This is a genomic window from Butyrivibrio sp. Su6 (assembly GCF_900108105.1).
Taxonomy (GTDB): domain Bacteria; phylum Bacillota; class Clostridia; order Lachnospirales; family Lachnospiraceae; genus Butyrivibrio.
The window spans coordinates 57,481-73,615 of the sequence record NZ_FNUR01000009.1; the positions used below are offsets into that span (position 1 = coordinate 57,481).

General features: G+C 42.0%; 12 protein-coding genes. 10 read left to right on the plus strand and 2 right to left on the minus strand.

What is annotated here, in order from left to right; all coding sequences use genetic code 11:
* The first annotated feature begins 1 nt into the window (after position 1).
* The 4 genes from glgD (at position 2) to mfd (ending at position 5,760) form a co-directional block, all read left to right on the plus strand.
* Complete coding sequence (gene glgD, locus C4S54_RS10665) at positions 2–1,120, plus strand: glucose-1-phosphate adenylyltransferase subunit GlgD (RefSeq protein ID WP_022775221.1); 1,119 nt, start codon at positions 2–4, stop codon at positions 1,118–1,120.
* A gap of 42 nt (positions 1,121–1,162) precedes the next feature.
* On the plus strand, positions 1,163–1,450 hold the full coding sequence (gene spoVG, locus C4S54_RS10670) for a septation regulator SpoVG (protein WP_022775219.1): 288 nt from the start codon (positions 1,163–1,165) through the stop codon (positions 1,448–1,450).
* A gap of 119 nt (positions 1,451–1,569) precedes the next feature.
* Positions 1,570–2,193 (plus strand): aminoacyl-tRNA hydrolase, encoded by a 624-nt coding sequence (pth, locus tag C4S54_RS10675; protein ID WP_330405654.1) that lies wholly within the window; start codon positions 1,570–1,572, stop codon positions 2,191–2,193.
* Entirely contained in the window at positions 2,194–5,760 is a 3,567-nt protein-coding gene (gene mfd, locus C4S54_RS10680; protein ID WP_103869522.1) for a transcription-repair coupling factor, read from the plus strand.
* A gap of 151 nt (positions 5,761–5,911) precedes the next feature.
* Here the strand turns inward: mfd and C4S54_RS10685 are convergent, their stop codons facing one another.
* Positions 5,912–6,865 carry a hypothetical protein gene (locus C4S54_RS10685; RefSeq protein WP_103869523.1) on the minus strand — a complete coding sequence of 318 codons (954 nt, stop codon included), beginning with the start codon at positions 6,863–6,865 and terminating at the stop codon, positions 5,912–5,914.
* A gap of 328 nt (positions 6,866–7,193) precedes the next feature.
* Positions 7,194–8,927, minus strand: coding sequence for an ABC transporter ATP-binding protein (locus tag C4S54_RS10690; protein ID WP_103869524.1), 1,734 nt, complete (start codon positions 8,925–8,927; stop codon positions 7,194–7,196).
* Between the two features lie 149 nt (positions 8,928–9,076).
* On the opposite strand from C4S54_RS10690, the gene C4S54_RS10695 reads away from it, so the two are divergent.
* The 6 genes from C4S54_RS10695 (at position 9,077) to dnaJ (ending at position 16,060) form a co-directional block, all read left to right on the plus strand.
* Entirely contained in the window at positions 9,077–10,267 is a 1,191-nt protein-coding gene (locus tag C4S54_RS10695) for a pyridoxal phosphate-dependent aminotransferase (protein ID WP_103869525.1), read from the plus strand.
* A 137-nt stretch (positions 10,268–10,404) separates the two neighbouring features.
* Positions 10,405–10,941: a DUF6465 family protein gene (locus C4S54_RS16115; RefSeq protein WP_200821065.1), complete on the plus strand. Its 537-nt coding sequence runs from the start codon at positions 10,405–10,407 to the stop codon at positions 10,939–10,941.
* Between the two features lie 198 nt (positions 10,942–11,139).
* On the plus strand, positions 11,140–12,171 hold the full coding sequence (gene hrcA / locus C4S54_RS10705) for a heat-inducible transcriptional repressor HrcA (protein ID WP_103869526.1): 1,032 nt from the start codon (positions 11,140–11,142) through the stop codon (positions 12,169–12,171).
* A gap of 93 nt (positions 12,172–12,264) precedes the next feature.
* Positions 12,265–12,828, plus strand: coding sequence for a nucleotide exchange factor GrpE (gene grpE / locus C4S54_RS10710; RefSeq protein ID WP_103869597.1), 564 nt, complete (start codon positions 12,265–12,267; stop codon positions 12,826–12,828).
* 79 nt (positions 12,829–12,907) lie between these two features.
* On the plus strand, positions 12,908–14,791 hold the full coding sequence (dnaK, locus tag C4S54_RS10715; RefSeq protein ID WP_103869527.1) for a molecular chaperone DnaK: 1,884 nt from the start codon (positions 12,908–12,910) through the stop codon (positions 14,789–14,791).
* An 87-nt stretch (positions 14,792–14,878) separates the two neighbouring features.
* A complete protein-coding gene (dnaJ, locus tag C4S54_RS10720) occupies positions 14,879–16,060 on the plus strand; it encodes a molecular chaperone DnaJ (protein ID WP_103869528.1) in 1,182 nt (393 codons plus the stop codon).
* Positions 16,061–16,135 lie beyond the last annotated feature (75 nt).

The following is a 16,135-nucleotide window of genomic DNA, read 5'->3' on the forward strand; positions in this document are numbered from 1 at the left end:
CATGAGAGCGATTGGCATTATTTTAGCAGGTGGTAGCAGTAGCAGAATGCAGGAGCTCTCCAAGAAAAGAGCGGTCTGCGCTATGCCTGTAGCTGGATTTTACAGAAGTATCGATTTTGCACTGAGTAATATGACAAACTCTCATATTCAGACAGTTGCAGTATTTACGCAGTACAATGCAGGAAGTCTTAATTCACACTTAAGTTCTTCAAAGTGGTGGGATTTCGGACGTAAGCAGGGAGGTCTTTATGTATTTACTCCTGCTGTTAAGGCATCAGGAAACCTCTGGTACAGAGGAACAGCTGATGCGATCGCACAGAACCTTGACTTCTTAAGGAGCTGCCACGAGCCATACGTTATCATCACTTCCGGTGACTGCGTTTATAAGATGGATTATGCAAAGCTTCTTGAATACCACATTCAGAAACAGGCAGATATTACAGTAGTATGTAAGGACATGCCGGCTGACATTGATACTGAGAGATTCGGAACCATCAGAATGAACGAGGAGAGCCGAATCGAAGAGTTCGAGGAAAAACCTGTAGTATCAAGGTCCAATACCATTTCATGTGGTATCTATGTAATAAGAAGACGCCAGCTCATCGAACTTATTGAAAGAGCTGAAGAGGAAGAGAGATACGATTTCGTTAGAGATATTCTTGTAAGATACAAGGATATGAAACGAATCTATGGATACAAGATAAAAGAGTATTGGAACAACATCGCTTCTGTAGAGGATTATTACAGAACAAACATGGATTTCCTCAAACCGGAAGTCAGACAGTACTTCTTCCGTGAGTATCCTGGTATCTACACAAAGGTAGTTGATCTTCCACCTGCAAAATACAACGTGGGAGTTAACGTTAAAAACAGCCTGATATCCAGTGGATGTATCATCAATGGTGCAATAGAAGATTCCGTTATTTTTAAGGGGGCATTTGTCGGAAACAACTGTTACATCAAGAACTCGATCATTCTCAATGACGTTTACATCGGCGACAATTCTCATATTGAGAACTGCATCGTTGAAAGTCATGGAACAATTCAGGCAAATTCTTACTACAAAGAGGAAAACGGCATAAAGATTGTAGTTGAGAATAATGAGAGATACGTGTTGTAATTTTTTACATTATTAACTGTTATGACCGAGAGGGGGTACATGATGAAAATCACAGACGTAAGAGTTAGAAAAGTCACAAAGCAGGGAAAAATGCGTGCAGTAGTATCAGTTACTTTTGACAATGAATTTGTAGTTCATGATATAAAGGTAATTGAAGGTGAAAGAGGACTGTTCATCGCGATGCCAAGCAAGAAGTCAACTGACGGCGAGTATCGTGATATCGCTCATCCAATCAATTCTGATACACGTAAGATCTTACAGGATACAATTCTCGATGCTTACGACAAGGCAGCAGTAGAAGAAACGGCAGATGGAGAAGTTACAGAATAATCCATATCTACTTGCTTAAATTAACAGAATAATGGTATAGTGGAAACAATTAAATGGGGCTTAAGGTACATTATGTACTAAGCCCCATTTATTTCGGTGTATAAAAGGGGAAAATAAGCGTGTTGGGGATTTTTAAGAGATTATTTGGTAAAAAAGAAGAGGAAACAGGAAGAATGTTTGTAATAGCGGGACTTGGAAACCCTGAAAAGAAATACTTTGGAACAAGACATAACGTGGGCTTTGCAACAATAGATGCCCTTTCAGATAAATATGGAATAGAGCTTACTGAGACTAAGTTCAAGGCAGCTTTTGGAAAAGGAAGAATTGGTAACGAGAGAGTTATTCTCGTAAAGCCTCTTACCTATATGAATCTTAGCGGTGAAGCCATCAGACCAATCTGCGATTATTTTAAGGTGGATACAAAAGAAGAACTTATAGTCATATCCGATGACGTGGAGCTGGATGCAGGAAACATAAGAGTAAGACCAAAGGGCAGCGCCGGCGGACATAACGGACTTAAGAACATAATCGCCCAGCTTGGACACAGTGAATTTAACCGTGTTCGCGTGGGAGTGGGTAAAAAACCTAAAGAATACGATATGGTTGACTGGGTACTTGGCCACTTTGAGGGCGAGGACCAGGTCTCTATAAAAGAAGGAATAGATTTAGCAGCATCTGCAGTTGTTGAAATAATGGAAAATGGCGTTGACAGCGCCATGAACAAGTTTAATGGTAAAAAATAAATGAGAGCGATCACAACTCCTTTACATGAGTTAACTGAATTTGAAGAAATTAATAAGTACCTTGAGAAGCCTTTTGCCTGCGCAGAAGTTACAGGTTGCGTAGACTCTCAAAAGCTCCATTTCATCGACAGTCTTGGGGCTGATTTTAAGTACAAGATCATTGTGACTTATTCTGACCTTCGGGCAAAAGAGATCTATGAGGACTACAAGTTTTACGACAAGAATGTCACTGTGTATCCGGCAAAAGACCTTATCTTTTACCAGGCTGATGTTCACAGTAATGAGATTGTAAGACAGAGAATAAGATGCATGAGAAGGCTTATTGAGGGAAGACCTGTAACAGTGGTCACCACCTTCTCTGCTCTTATGGCGCCTCAGATAAAGCCGGAGATCATAAAGGAAAACATCCTTTCAATCGACAGACATAAGCCTGTTGATGAGACAGAGATCACCAAAAAGCTGGTAGCCATGGGCTATATCAGAAACTATCAGGTTGAGGGCCCGGGTGAATTTTCTGTTCGTGGTGATATTGTGGATGTCTTTGACCTGACTGAGGATAACCCTTACAGAATTGAGCTGTGGGGGGACGAGATACAGTCTATCAGAAGCTTTGACATTCTTTCTCAGAGATCACTTGAGAAGCTTGAATCAATTGAGATTTATCCTGCATCTGAGATTATCCTTGATGAAGATAAGCTTCAGGAAGGAATGGAAAGGATCCAGGAAGAAACTGACAGATGTGTCGAGGTACTGCGCTCAGAGTTTAAGACCAAAGAGGCACATCAGCTTAAGACTCAGACTGAGGAACTCAGGGAGCAGCTCTTTGAGCTAAAGACATCAGTTAACCTTGAGAGTTATATAAGATATTTTTATGAGGATACGGTAACCATTCAGGAAATGTTCCCCAAGGGAAAGAGCTGTATCTTTATCGATGAGCCCGGAAGAGTGGCAGAGCACGCCATGGCAGTTGAGGCTGAGTTCAGAGAAAGCATGACTCACAGAGCTGAGAAGGGATATGTTCTTCCGGGACAGATGGATCTTTTGTATGGGACTGATAACTGCGTCAGCAGAATGGCGAACGGCAGAAGAGTTATCATTTCTTCGTTACCTATCCCTAAGAGCCAGAATATCTTTTCACCGGAAAAGAGCTGGGATATAAAGGCAAGGAGTGTAGCGCCCTACAATAACAGCTTTGAGTCTCTGGTAAAAGACCTGAAGTCTTACGTGAAGCAGGGCTACAGAGTGCTTATTCTCTCGGGTTCCAGAACCAGGGCAAAAAGAATTGTTGATGATCTGAGGGATAATCTTGTCAGCGCATTTTATAGCGAAGACCCAGGAAGAGTACTAAAGCCCGGCGAGATCATGACTTACTACGGCAGGATACTAAAGGGCTTTGAGTACCCTGATATTAAGTTTGCAGTAATTGCTGAGTCAGACATTTTTACCGAGCATACAAAGAAGAGAAAAAAGAAAAAGAGCACCTATAAGGGTGAGAAGATATCTGACTTTGCGGATCTTAAGATCGGTGATTACGTGGTTCATGAAGATCACGGACTTGGTATCTACAGAGGTATTGAGAAGATTGAGACCGACCATGTGGTAAAGGATTACATTAAAGTTGAATATGGAGATGGTGGAAATCTCTACATTCTTGCGACAGGTCTTTCTGTTATACAGAAATATGCTTCCGGCGGCGACGACAGCGAGCACACCCATAAGCCCAAGCTCAATAAGCTTGGAAGCGGCGACTGGAGCCACACTAAGGCGAAGGTCAAGGCAGCAGTTGAGGAAGTGGCTCAGGACCTTGTGGAGCTTTATGCAAAGCGCCAGCAGGCCGTTGGATATCAGTTTGGAAAAGACACTGTGTGGCAGCAGGAGTTTGAGGATGCTTTCCCTTATCAGGAGACAGATGACCAGCTCACAGCCATAGAGGATACAAAGAGGGATATGGAGTCCACCAAGACCATGGACAGACTGGTCTGTGGAGATGTTGGCTTTGGAAAAACAGAGATCGCCATAAGGGCGGCCTTTAAGGCGGTTCAGGATGGCAAACAGGTTGCAGTTCTTGTTCCTACTACTATTCTCGCCCAGCAGCATTACAATACATTTTCAGAAAGAATGCGTGATTTCCCTGTAAGAGTGGACCTTATGTCCAGATTCAGGACTGCAGCAGAGCAAAAGAAAACCGTTCAGGACCTGCAAAAGGGACTTGTGGATATTGTCATTGGAACCCACAGACTTTTGTCAAAAGATGTGAAGTACAAGGATTTGGGACTGCTTATTGTGGATGAGGAGCAGCGTTTTGGAGTTACCCACAAAGAAAAGCTAAAGACACTAAAAGAGAATATTGATGTTCTAACTTTGTCAGCGACACCTATTCCTCGTACCCTTCATATGTCACTTGTGGGTATCAGAGAGATGAGCGTCCTTGAGGAAGCTCCAAATGACAGAATGCCAATTCAGACCTATGTTATGGAGTACAATGACGAGCTTGTAAGAGAGGCCATTGTCCGTGAACTTTCCAGGAATGGTCAGGTTTACTATGTTTACAACAGAGTAAATACCATTGCTGATATGGCGGCTCAGATACAAAAGCTTGTACCGGAGGCCAATGTTGCTTTTGCCCATGGACAGATGAAAGAGTCTGAACTTGAAAGGATCATGTACGACTTCATTGATGGAACCATCGATGTGCTTGTTTCAACAACTATCATTGAGACGGGACTTGATATCTCTAATGTTAATACAATGATAATCCACGACTCTGATAAGATGGGACTTTCGCAGCTCTATCAGCTCAGGGGAAGAGTTGGACGTTCCAACAGGACAGCTTATGCGTTCCTTATGTATAAGAGAGATAAGATGCTAAAAGAAGTAGCTGAAAAGCGACTTTCTGCCATCAGAGAGTTCACTGATCTTGGAAGTGGATTCAAGATTGCCATGCGTGACCTTGAGATCAGAGGAGCTGGAAGCCTTCTTGGAAGAAAGCAGTCAGGCCACATGCAGGCAGTAGGATATAACCTGTATTGCAAGATGCTTGGAGAAGCAGTCAGGATCAAGAAAGGCGACAGCACCGACGATGAGCTTCTTAATGCTATCAACACCAGCATAGACCTTGATGTGGACGCATTCATTCCTAATGAATACATCTTAAATGAGGAGCAGAAGCTCGAAATATACAAGCGAATAGCAACACTGGAAAACCAGCAGGAATGCGATGATATGAGAGATGAGCTCATTGACAGATTTGGAGAAGTGCCTCAGGCAGCAGATAATCTTCTTAGGATATCTCTTTTGCGCTCCAAGGCTCATTCACTCTACATTCCGGAAATCAAAGGTGGAAACGGAACCATAGAGTTTAAGATCAATCCAAACGCCAAGATCGATGCCGGTAAGATACCGGGCTTCATAGCTTCCTACAAAGGAAATATGGCTTTCCACAGCGCAGGAATTCCGGTATTTGTCTACAAATACCAAAAAGATGGCAATCCAACCAAGGCCGGACAAAAACTCCTCGAAGATACCGAGGAGATTGTGGAAAAGATGAGAGCACTCGTCAGGGAATAATACTTTCATTTTTGAAGTATAGATGGTGGCGTACGGAGTCATTACTTACGTATATACAAATAAAGAGGATACTTGTCCAACCAATTTGGTTGGCAAGTATCCTCTAGTTAATATACAGTGTAGAAAAGAACTGTAAAGAATTGATTCTTTTTTATTTAAATGCAGCAGGTCTTGGTCTGTTGACCTGGATTATCTTGGAAGCTTCGAGATTTCTCATAAGAAGGAGCCTTGCCTCTCCGATGTACTCGGGCTTAATCATGTAGTGACAGTACGTCTCGATTAGAGAGAAGAGATTAGCGGTTCTGCCCTCGATCTTAAAATTGTTGATTCCCATAGGTACATATTTTTCCCAGATAAGCTCAGGGGAAACGTATGTTGAATAATCTTGGATAGTGTAGATACAGTTTTTGTCACCATACTCACATTTCCAGGGAATCAGCGGCTTTTGTTTATCCTTCGGAAGAAGACGGTTTGCTTTTACTATTTCCTGGTTTAGAGCAATGTTCTTGTAGTGGTCGCCTCTTCTCTTGCAATCGGGAACACAAAGGGCATTTACAAGCACTTCAAGTTTCTCTTTGTGGTGAATCTGCTCTATCAGATCCCACTTGTTGTTCATGTTGTAGTCAAGAACCACGTATTTATAGTCTTTATCAAGTTCTGCATTCAGGCTGTCTAAGTCTTTTATCTCTTTGCAGGTTGTAGAATCAATCTTATATGAAGGATATTTTGCCCTTATGAACTCCTCAAGAAGCGGAGAGAAAACCAGCACTTCATTCATGCCATTGTTTCCTGCTTCCATGCAGAAATTACAGAATGGATCCCTTAAATCTTCCTCAGTAATAAGTGGATTAGTAAATGTAAAACGAACAGGTATGTGATTTGCATTTATGCTTTTTATTACATTCTGGACAAAAGCTATGTCGCACTGATCATCAGCTATCAGCCTTCCTCCGTTCCATAGTGAAAATGGAAAAGAGCCAAAAAATGATGCAATCTCAACACCTTCTCTAAAATAATGCGGGTACTGCTTCATCATACTTATCCAAAACATATTCAGCGGATAATTGTACCTCAGCCCCGGCAAGTGAAAACGAACATTCCCCATATCAATACACCTCACAACAAAGTACTTACCATTCAACTCTACTATTTCCCATAATTCTTCGCCAATCACTTATTGCTATTGGATTACTATTTTTTATATGTGTAGTAAACCATAAATCCAAAAGTGCCCATACCTTCGGATAGAGCGATTTAGTATGAGCAATAGAGACAGTTAATAAATAATAAGAGCCTCATTTCCTGTTTTGAATAAGCATGAAAGGAAATGAGGCGAATTATTGTGAATTTACTGTCTCTTTGCGAATACTCCGAGATCTATCCGAAGGTATGGGCACTTCTGGATTTTATGCCACTCGCAAGAAAGTGTTGATTCAGACTTTTCCGAGTTGCATGCGGTAGTACTTTTCGTAGAGACCGCCTTTTTTGATGAGCTCTTTGTGAGTGCCCCGCTCTTTGATGCCGTCTTCGTCCAGGACGATGATCTCGTCGGCGCCAAGGATTGTTGAAAGCCTGTGGGCAATTGTAATGGTGGTTCTTCCAACAGAGAGTTTATCAAGACTTTCCTGAATGTATCTTTCGCTTTCGTTGTCGAGAGCGCTGGTTGCCTCATCAAGGATCAGGATTGGCGGGTTCTTAAGGAACACTCTTGCAATGGCGATACGCTGTTTCTGACCTCCGGATAGCCTTGCGCCTCTTTCTCCAACCTCAGTATCAAAGCCGTTTGGAAGGCTTTCAATAAAATCTAAGAGATCAGCATTTTTTGCAGCCTCCACAATTTCTTCCATTGTGGCATCCTGCTTACCGTATGCGATATTTTCTTTTACCGTCCCATTAAAAAGATATACATCCTGCTGAACGATTCCGATGTAGGAGCGAAGAGACTTCTGAGTCACATCTCTAATGTCAGTACCATCAATAAGGACAGAGCCTTCTGTGACATCGTAGAATCTTGGAAGAAGGGAGCAAAGCGTTGTCTTTCCGCCGCCTGAAGGCCCAACTATGGCAACTGATTTTCCAGCTTCCACATGTAAGTTTATATCTTTTAACACTGCTTCATCTTCTTCATATGAAAAGCTTACGTTCTTATAATCGATAACGCCCTGGACGTCCTTGAGCTCCCTGGCGTTTTCTTTGTCCACGATCTCAGGCATAGTATCCATAACCTCGCGGAATCTTTCAAAGCCTGCAAGACCCTTCTGGAGCTGTTCTGTAAATTCAACAAGAACATTTACCGGATTGATGAAAATATTAATGTAAAGAGCGTAGATAGCAAGGTCTTCGCCGGTAAGCTGGCCCTTGGCTATAAAGAAGCCGCCTGCCACAAGCACTGTCACGAACATAAGACCTTCGAACAGATTGTTTCCGGAGTGGAATTTGGCCATCTGGCGGTAATTTGCCTGCTTGGAGTCAAGGAATGCGATGTTGGATTCATCAAATTTCTTTTCCTCAATTTCCTCACCGGTAAAAGATTTAACGACTCTTATTCCACCTAATGTGTCCTGGAGAGATGAGTTGATACCTGCAATTTTCCTTCTGTTATCGGAGAAGGTCGCACGCATTTTACGGTTCTGACTAACTGAGAAAACAGCCATGCATAATACAACGGCCACAAGGCACAGAGTCATAGGTACATTTATTCTCATAAGAAGAATGAAAGAGCCGACTATTTTTACCACTGAAATAAAGATGTTCTCCGGGCCGTGGTGGGCAAGCTCGGAAATATCGAATAAGTCGGACACGAGTTTACTCATCATTTCGCCTGTGTTGTGAGTGTCATAGTAGGAAAAAGAAAATGCTTCAAATCTTTCAAACAGATCATGCCTCATTCCTGATTCCATCCTGGCACCCATCATGTGACCCTGATAAGTAACATAGTATTTGCAAAGTGATCTTACTATGTACATGATGACAAGGCCCAGCGCCACAAGACCCAGACGGGTCAAGATGACTTTTGGCTCTTCAAGGAAAAGAGTGCTTCTTAAAATCCTCAAAAACTGAGGAAAAGCCAGATCTATCACAGAAAGTATCGACGCGCATACAAGATCAAATATAAAAACGCCAATATATGGTTTGTAGTAGGGGATAAACTTTTTTATAAGCTTCATAATATGCTCCTCAAAATAATGTTATGAATAATTTTACATTGTGCGCTATTTATTATCAAGCATTGAATAGTAAACTTTAGCGCTGTAAATGGTTAAAACTATGTGGTATAATGTGAGTCAGTTTAAAATGATTTTGTCAGGAGGCAGATATGATCAATCGGCAGTATAAAGAAATGCTTGGGGCTAAATCTGTTATCAGAGAGCTTTCAGAATATGCAACAGCCAGGGGAAAAGAGATCGGATATGAGAATGTTTTTGATTTCAGCCTGGGAAATCCAAGTGTAGAAGTTCCAAAAGAGTTTACAGAGGAAATGATACGTCTTTTGCAGAATGAGGATACAATGACTCTCCACGGATATACTCCAAGTCTTGGAAACCCTCTTTATAAGGAAAAGATAGCGGAGTCTTTAAATAAGCGCTTTGGAATGAATTATGGTCCGGAGCATATTTTCCCTACTACCGGAGCTGCAGGCGCAATAGCTCATGCGGTGAGAGCTGTCACTGAGCCCGGGGATGAGATGATCACATTTGCTCCATTTTTTCCTGAGTATTTTCCATATATTAAGGGCGCAGGTGTAGAGCTTAAAGTTGTTCCTGCAGATACAGACACATTCCAGATCAACTTTGACAAGTTTGAGGAAATGCTTGGCGATAAAGTTATGGCAGTTCTTATCAATACTCCAAACAACCCTTCAGGTGTTGCTTACGGTACTGCAACCTTGACCAGACTTGCAGATATATTAAAGAAGAAATCAGCTCAGTACGGACACACTATCTTCCTTATTTCTGATGAACCATACAGAGAGATAGTTTTTGAAGGCGCTGATACTCCTTATGTTTCAAAGTTCTATGACAACACACTTAGCTGCTATTCATTTTCAAAATCTCTTTCTCTTCCGGGAGAAAGAATCGGCTATGTTGCTGTAAATCCTGCCTGCGAGGGCGCAGAGTATATCGTTCCAATGTGCGGACAGATATCAAGAGGCACAGGCCACAACTGTCCTCCTTCCATAATACAGCAAGCAGTTGCTAAGGTTTGCTCACTTACAGCAGATCTTTCTGTGTACGAGACCAATATGAACATAATCTACAAGACCCTTAAAGAACTTGGATTTACAGTAGTTAAGCCTGACGGAACATTTTATATCATGCCAAAGGCCTTGGAAGAAGATTCCATCAGCTTTTGCAAAAAGGCCAAGGACTACGATTTGATATTTGTGCCTGCTGACGGCTTCGGGGCTCCGGGATTCTTCAGAATGGCTTACTGTATTGATACAGAGAAGGTTGAAAGAGCCATGGTACGCCTTCGCGAGTTTGTCAAAGACAATTACTCCGCATAATATGGGCAAAGGTGATAATTTTTATTTCATAAATGCGTTGACAATGCGGTTTAAACAGAGTAAACTCTATTTCGTAAATGACTTCACTGTTTTAAAGAGTTACATAAATCAAGTGTGATTTTGAGGAGGGGACAAAAATGCCTGAAGTAAAGAAGACAACTTCTTCTGTTAAGCCAGCGACAGCAACAAAAGCTCCTGTAACAGAAGTAAAAAAATCTGAAGTTAAAGAACTTACTGAAGCTATCATCAAGGAAGAAGCTAAGAAAGAAGCTGCAAAGAAGCCTGCTGCAAAGAAGGCCGCTGCTAAAAAGCCAGCTGCAAAGAAAGCTGCTCCTGCAAAGAAAGCTGAGCCTAAGAAAGCAGAAGCAAAGGCTGAGAAGAAGCCTGTAGCAAAGAAAGCTACAACTGCAAAGAAGGCTGCTCCTGTAAAGAAAGCTGCTACTAAGAAAGCTGCTCCAGCAAAGGCAGAAGAAATCAAGGTTAGCATTGAGCTTCAGTATTCATACAAGCATATTCCATACGAAGATCTTATTCAGAACTCCAAGAATAACTTCCAGTATGAAATGGGTGGAAATGTTGATGAGATCAAGAAACTCAGCATTTATGTAAAGCCTGATGAAGACGCTGCTTATTATGTAGTAAATGATAAGGTTCAGGGAAGAATCGGCTTATAATCCAAACGCATATATAACGCTCTCTACGAAAGTAGGGAGCGTTTTTTTCTTAATACTTATTTTATAAAAAGCGTTGTTGACATTACACTCTCATAGTGATATTTTAAGTTACAGAAGATATTAGCACTCGAATCGAGTGAGTGCTAACATCAAAACCATTCCGATGAATTTAACCGGTGAATACATAGGAAGGGCAATATGGAATTAGATGAGAGAAAAAGAAAAATACTTCATGCAATAGTTAAGAACTACCTTGAAACTGGAGAACCAGTCGGTAGCCGTACTATTTCCAAGTACACGGATCTTAATCTTAGCTCTGCAACAATCAGAAATGAGATGGCTGACCTTGAGGAGATGGGACTTATATTACAGCCTCATACATCAGCAGGCCGTATTCCTTCTGATCAGGGTTATCGAGTATATGTTGATGAGATGCTCCGTGATAAGGAACAGGAAGTTGAGAACATGAAGGAAATGCTCCTCGATAAAGAGGAGAAGCTTGAGAATCTGCTTAAGCAGGTTGCCAAGACACTGGCGGTAGATACCAATTATGCAACAATGATATCTGCTCCGCAGATCAGGAAAAATAAACTTAAGTTCATACAGATAAGTAAGGTTGATGAAGGACATCTTCTGGCGACAATAGTTATAGAAGGAAATGTCATCAAAAACAAGATCATTTCGGTTGAGGAAGTTTTAGACGATGCAACAATGCTTAAGCTGAACATCCTTATGAACACAAGGCTTGACGGACTTGCTGTAGAGGATATAAATCTTGGCCTTATAGCTGCAGTTAAGCAGGAAGCTGGAATCCACAGCGAGATAATAGGCAACGTTATTGATGCGGCTGCTGAATCTATCACAGCTGATGAGGACCTTCAGATATATACAAGTGGTACCATGAACATCTTCAAGTACCCTGAACTTACAGATTCCACCAAGGCCAGTGAGCTTATCAGTACCTTTGAGGATACCAAGGATCTTTCAAGTATCGTAGAGGATACACTTTCCTCCGATTCTGAAGAGACGGGGATTCAGGTATATATCGGTAATGAGACACCGGTTCAGGCTATGAAGGATTGCAGTGTTGTAACAGCAACCTATGAGCTTGGCGATGGAATGAAGGGAACTGTCGGTATCATAGGTCCCAAGAGAATGGATTACGATAAAGTTATTTCAACATTAAAGAATATGAGACATGCGCTTGATGATCTGTATAAAAAGGGTTAGCGCAGTTAATATAGACAAGTGTTAGGAGGCAATGAATTGAGCAATAAAAAGAAGCAGGTAAGCGAACAGGAAAAAGAAGTTCTTGAAAATATCATGGAAGACCTTGAAAAAGAAGCCAAAGAAAAAGAGGCTGCTGAAAATAAGGAATCAGCTTCAGAAGAAGTAAAGGAAGAAGCTGAAAAATCTGAAGAAAAAGAGCCTTCCAAAAAAGAGAAGAAAGATCCTTTAAAAGAGAAGCTTGATGAACTCAATGACAGACTTATAAGACAGGTTGCTGAGTTTGATAATTTCAGAAAAAGAACTGACAGAGAAAAAGCTCAGATGTTTGAACAGGGACAGGGCAGTGTATTAGAAAAGCTTCTCCCTATCGTAGATAATTTCGAGCGAGGACTTGCAGCAGTTCCGGAAGACGAAAAAGACGGAGCCTTCGCAGATGGTATGAACAAGATTTATAAGCAGCTTATAAAGCAGCTTGAGGATCTTGGAGTAACCCCTATTGAAGCCGTGGGAAAGGAATTTGATCCAAATCTCCACAACGCTGTAATGCAGGTTGAAAGTGAAGAGTATGAATCAGGTATTGTAGCACAGGAACTTCAAAAGGGATATAAGTTCCACGACACCGTGCTCAGACACAGCATGGTTGGTGTTAGCAAATAAGATATATAGATGATTACAAATGCACAGCAAAGTTTTTGAGCGTGCACATGATCGAATTTAAATTATGGAGGACAAAGAAATGAGTAAGATTATCGGTATCGATCTTGGTACAACTAATAGCTGCGTAGCAGTTATGGAAGGCGGAAAGCCAACTGTTATAGCAAATGCAGAAGGTGCTAGAACAACTCCTTCAATCGTTGCATTTACAAAGAATGGTGAGAGAATTGTTGGTGAACCTGCAAAGCGTCAGGCTGTAACAAACGCTGACAACACAATTTCATCAATTAAGAGAGACATGGGTACAGACAATGGTCGTACAATTGACGGCAAAAAGTACTCACCACAGCAGATTTCAGCTATGATCCTTCAGAAGCTGAAAGCTGATGCAGAACAGTATCTCGGCGAAAAAGTTACAGAAGCAGTAATCACAGTTCCTGCATATTTCAATGATGCTCAGCGTCAGGCAACAAAGGATGCTGGTAAGATAGCAGGTCTTGAAGTAAAGAGAATCATCAACGAGCCTACAGCAGCAGCTCTTGCTTATGGTCTTGACAATGAAAAAGAGCAGAAGATTATGGTTTATGACCTTGGTGGTGGTACATTCGATGTATCTATCATTGAGATCGGTGATGGTGTCATCGAAGTTCTTTCAACAAACGGTGATACTCACCTCGGTGGTGATGACTTCGACCAGGCAATCATCAACTGGATGATCCAGGATTTCAAGAATAAAGAAGGCGTAGACCTTTCAGGCGATAAGATGGCTATGCAGAGACTTAAGGAAGCTGCAGAGAAGGCAAAGAAGGAACTTTCTTCTTCAACAACAACAAACATCAACCTTCCTTTCATTTCAGCAGGCGCTGATGGCCCTAAGCACTTCGATGTAGATCTTACAAGAGCTAAATTCGAAGAACTTATCCACGACCTTGTTGAGAGAACAGCTATCCCTGTTCAGAACGCTATGAAGGATGCAGGTCTTACTAACGCAGATATCGGAAAGGTACTTCTTGTTGGTGGATCAACTCGTGTTCCTTGCGTAGTAGAGAAAGTTAAACAGCTTACAGGCCAGGAGCCTAGTAAGAACCTTAACCCTGATGAGTGCGTAGCAATCGGTGCTTCTATCCAGGGTGGTAAGCTTGCAGGAGATGCAGGCGCTGGTGACATCCTTCTTCTTGATGTTACTCCACTTTCACTTTCTATCGAGACAATGGGTGGTGTTGCTACAAGACTTATCGAGCGTAACACAACAATCCCTACAAAGAAGAGCCAGGTATTCTCAACAGCTGCAGATAACCAGACAGCAGTAGATATCAACGTTCTTCAGGGTGAGAGACAGTTCGCTAAGGACAACAAGTCACTTGGACAGTTCAGACTTGATGGAATCCCACCAGCAATGAGAGGTGTTCCACAGATCGAAGTTACATTTGATATCGACGCTAACGGTATCGTTAACGTATCTGCTAAGGACCTTGGAACAGGTAAAGAGCAGCATATCACAATCACAGCTGGTTCTAACATGTCTGATGAAGATATCGATAAGGCTGTTAAGGAAGCTCAGGAATATGAAGCTCAGGATAAGAAGCGTAAAGAAGGAATCGATGCTCGTAACGATGCTGATTCATTCGTATTCCAGACAGAGAAAGCTCTTCAGGATGTTGGCGACAAGATCGACGCTTCTCAGAAGCAGCTTGTAGAAGACGATATCAAGGCTCTCAAGGAAACACTTGAGCAGACAAAGGATAAGGAACTTTCTGACAGCGAGATTGATTCTCTTAAGAGCCAGAAAGAAAAGCTTATGAACGATGCTCAGGCACTCTTTGCTAAGATGTATGAGAATGCACAGGGAGCAGCAGGCGCAGGTCCTAACATGGGAGCTGGTGCAGGCCCTGATATGAGTGGTGCTTCAAATAACGCTTCATCAGCAGATGACAACGTAGTTGATGGAGATTACAGAGAAGTTTAATTGATATAGGGATACATAGTCTTAGGCTGCTGTGCTTGCACATTGCAGCCTATGACCATGAATACCAAATAGATTTGAGGAATATATATGGCAGAGCAAAAGCGCGACTATTATGAAGTCCTTGGAGTTAGTAAGAACGCCTCTGAGGAGGAAATAAAAAAAGCATACAGAGTACTTGCCAAGAAGTATCACCCTGATATGAATCCTGGTGATGCTGCGGCAGCTGAAAAATTCAAAGAGGCATCTGAAGCATATGCTGTTCTTAGTGACCCTGAAAAGAAGCGTCAGTACGATCAGTTTGGACATGCTGCGTTTGACGGAGGTGCCGGTGGATACGGTGGCTTCGACTTTAACGGTGCTGACTTTGGTGATATATTCGGTGATATATTTGGCGATTTCTTTGGCGGCGGAAGGTCACGTCAGGGAGCAAGAACAGGCCCTTCAAAGGGTGCTAACTTAAGAGCAAGTGTAAGGATCACATTCCTTGAGGCAGTATTTGGATGTGAGAAAGAGCTTGAACTTACAATTAAAGATTCCTGTCCAACCTGTCATGGAACAGGTGCTAAGCCCGGAACATCAGCTCAGACATGTTCCAAGTGCGGCGGTAAAGGCCAGATAGTATATACACAGCAGTCATTCTTTGGAACTGTTCGTAACGTTCAGACTTGTCCTGAATGTGGCGGAACAGGTAAAGTTATCAAGGATAAGTGTACAGACTGCCATGGAACAGGATATATTGCCAGCAGAAAGAAGATCAAAGTCACAATACCTGCAGGTATCGACAATGGTCAGAGTGTAAGAATACGTGAGAAAGGTGAGCCAGGCGTTAATGGCGGACCTAGAGGAGATCTTTTAGTAGAGGTTATCGTATCTGATCATCCTATTTTCCAGAGAGAAGGATATGATATCTATTCTATGGTTCCTGTTTCATTTGCTGTTGCAGCTCTTGGTGGAACAGTTCTTATTGATACAGTTGATGGAAAGGTTGCTTACGATGTTAAGCCCGGAACACAGACTGATACAAGAGTAAGACTTCGTTCAAAGGGTGTTCCTTCACTTAGGGACAGAGATACAAGAGGCGACCACTATGTAACACTGGTTGTTCAGGTTCCTGAGAAGCTTTCAAAGGAAGCTAAGGATCTTCTTAAGAAATTCGATGAGAAGACCGGAGATTCTTTAACTGCTGCTGAACGTATGATGGGAGCAGGAGATAAAGACCCAAGTGGTGACGGCTCAGGTGGCAAGAAGAAAAAAGGTTTCTTTAAGTAATTTTGGCATTTTAAATATTTTGTGTTATTATACGCGTGAAGCGGAAGTAAAAATCTGCTTCACGTTTTTTACTGT

Excerpts from the sequence above, each read along its gene's own strand:
- glgD (WP_022775221.1), top strand. The coding sequence starts at position 2 with ATGAGAGCGATTGGCATTATTTTAGCAGGTGGTAGCAGTAGCAGAATG.
- spoVG (WP_022775219.1), top strand. The coding sequence starts at position 1,163 with ATGAAAATCACAGACGTAAGAGTTAGAAAAGTCACAAAGCAGGGAAAA.
- mfd (WP_103869522.1), top strand. The coding sequence starts at position 2,194 with ATGAGAGCGATCACAACTCCTTTACATGAGTTAACTGAATTTGAAGAA.
- C4S54_RS10685 (WP_103869523.1), bottom strand. The coding sequence starts at position 6,865 with ATGGGGAATGTTCGTTTTCACTTGCCGGGGCTGAGGTACAATTATCCG.
- C4S54_RS10690 (WP_103869524.1), bottom strand. The coding sequence starts at position 8,927 with ATGAAGCTTATAAAAAAGTTTATCCCCTACTACAAACCATATATTGGC.
- C4S54_RS10695 (WP_103869525.1), top strand. The coding sequence starts at position 9,077 with ATGATCAATCGGCAGTATAAAGAAATGCTTGGGGCTAAATCTGTTATC.
- C4S54_RS16115 (WP_200821065.1), top strand. The coding sequence starts at position 10,405 with ATGCCTGAAGTAAAGAAGACAACTTCTTCTGTTAAGCCAGCGACAGCA.
- hrcA (WP_103869526.1), top strand. The coding sequence starts at position 11,140 with ATGGAATTAGATGAGAGAAAAAGAAAAATACTTCATGCAATAGTTAAG.
- grpE (WP_103869597.1), top strand. The coding sequence starts at position 12,265 with ATGGAAGACCTTGAAAAAGAAGCCAAAGAAAAAGAGGCTGCTGAAAAT.
- dnaK (WP_103869527.1), top strand. The coding sequence starts at position 12,908 with ATGAGTAAGATTATCGGTATCGATCTTGGTACAACTAATAGCTGCGTA.
- dnaJ (WP_103869528.1), top strand. The coding sequence starts at position 14,879 with ATGGCAGAGCAAAAGCGCGACTATTATGAAGTCCTTGGAGTTAGTAAG.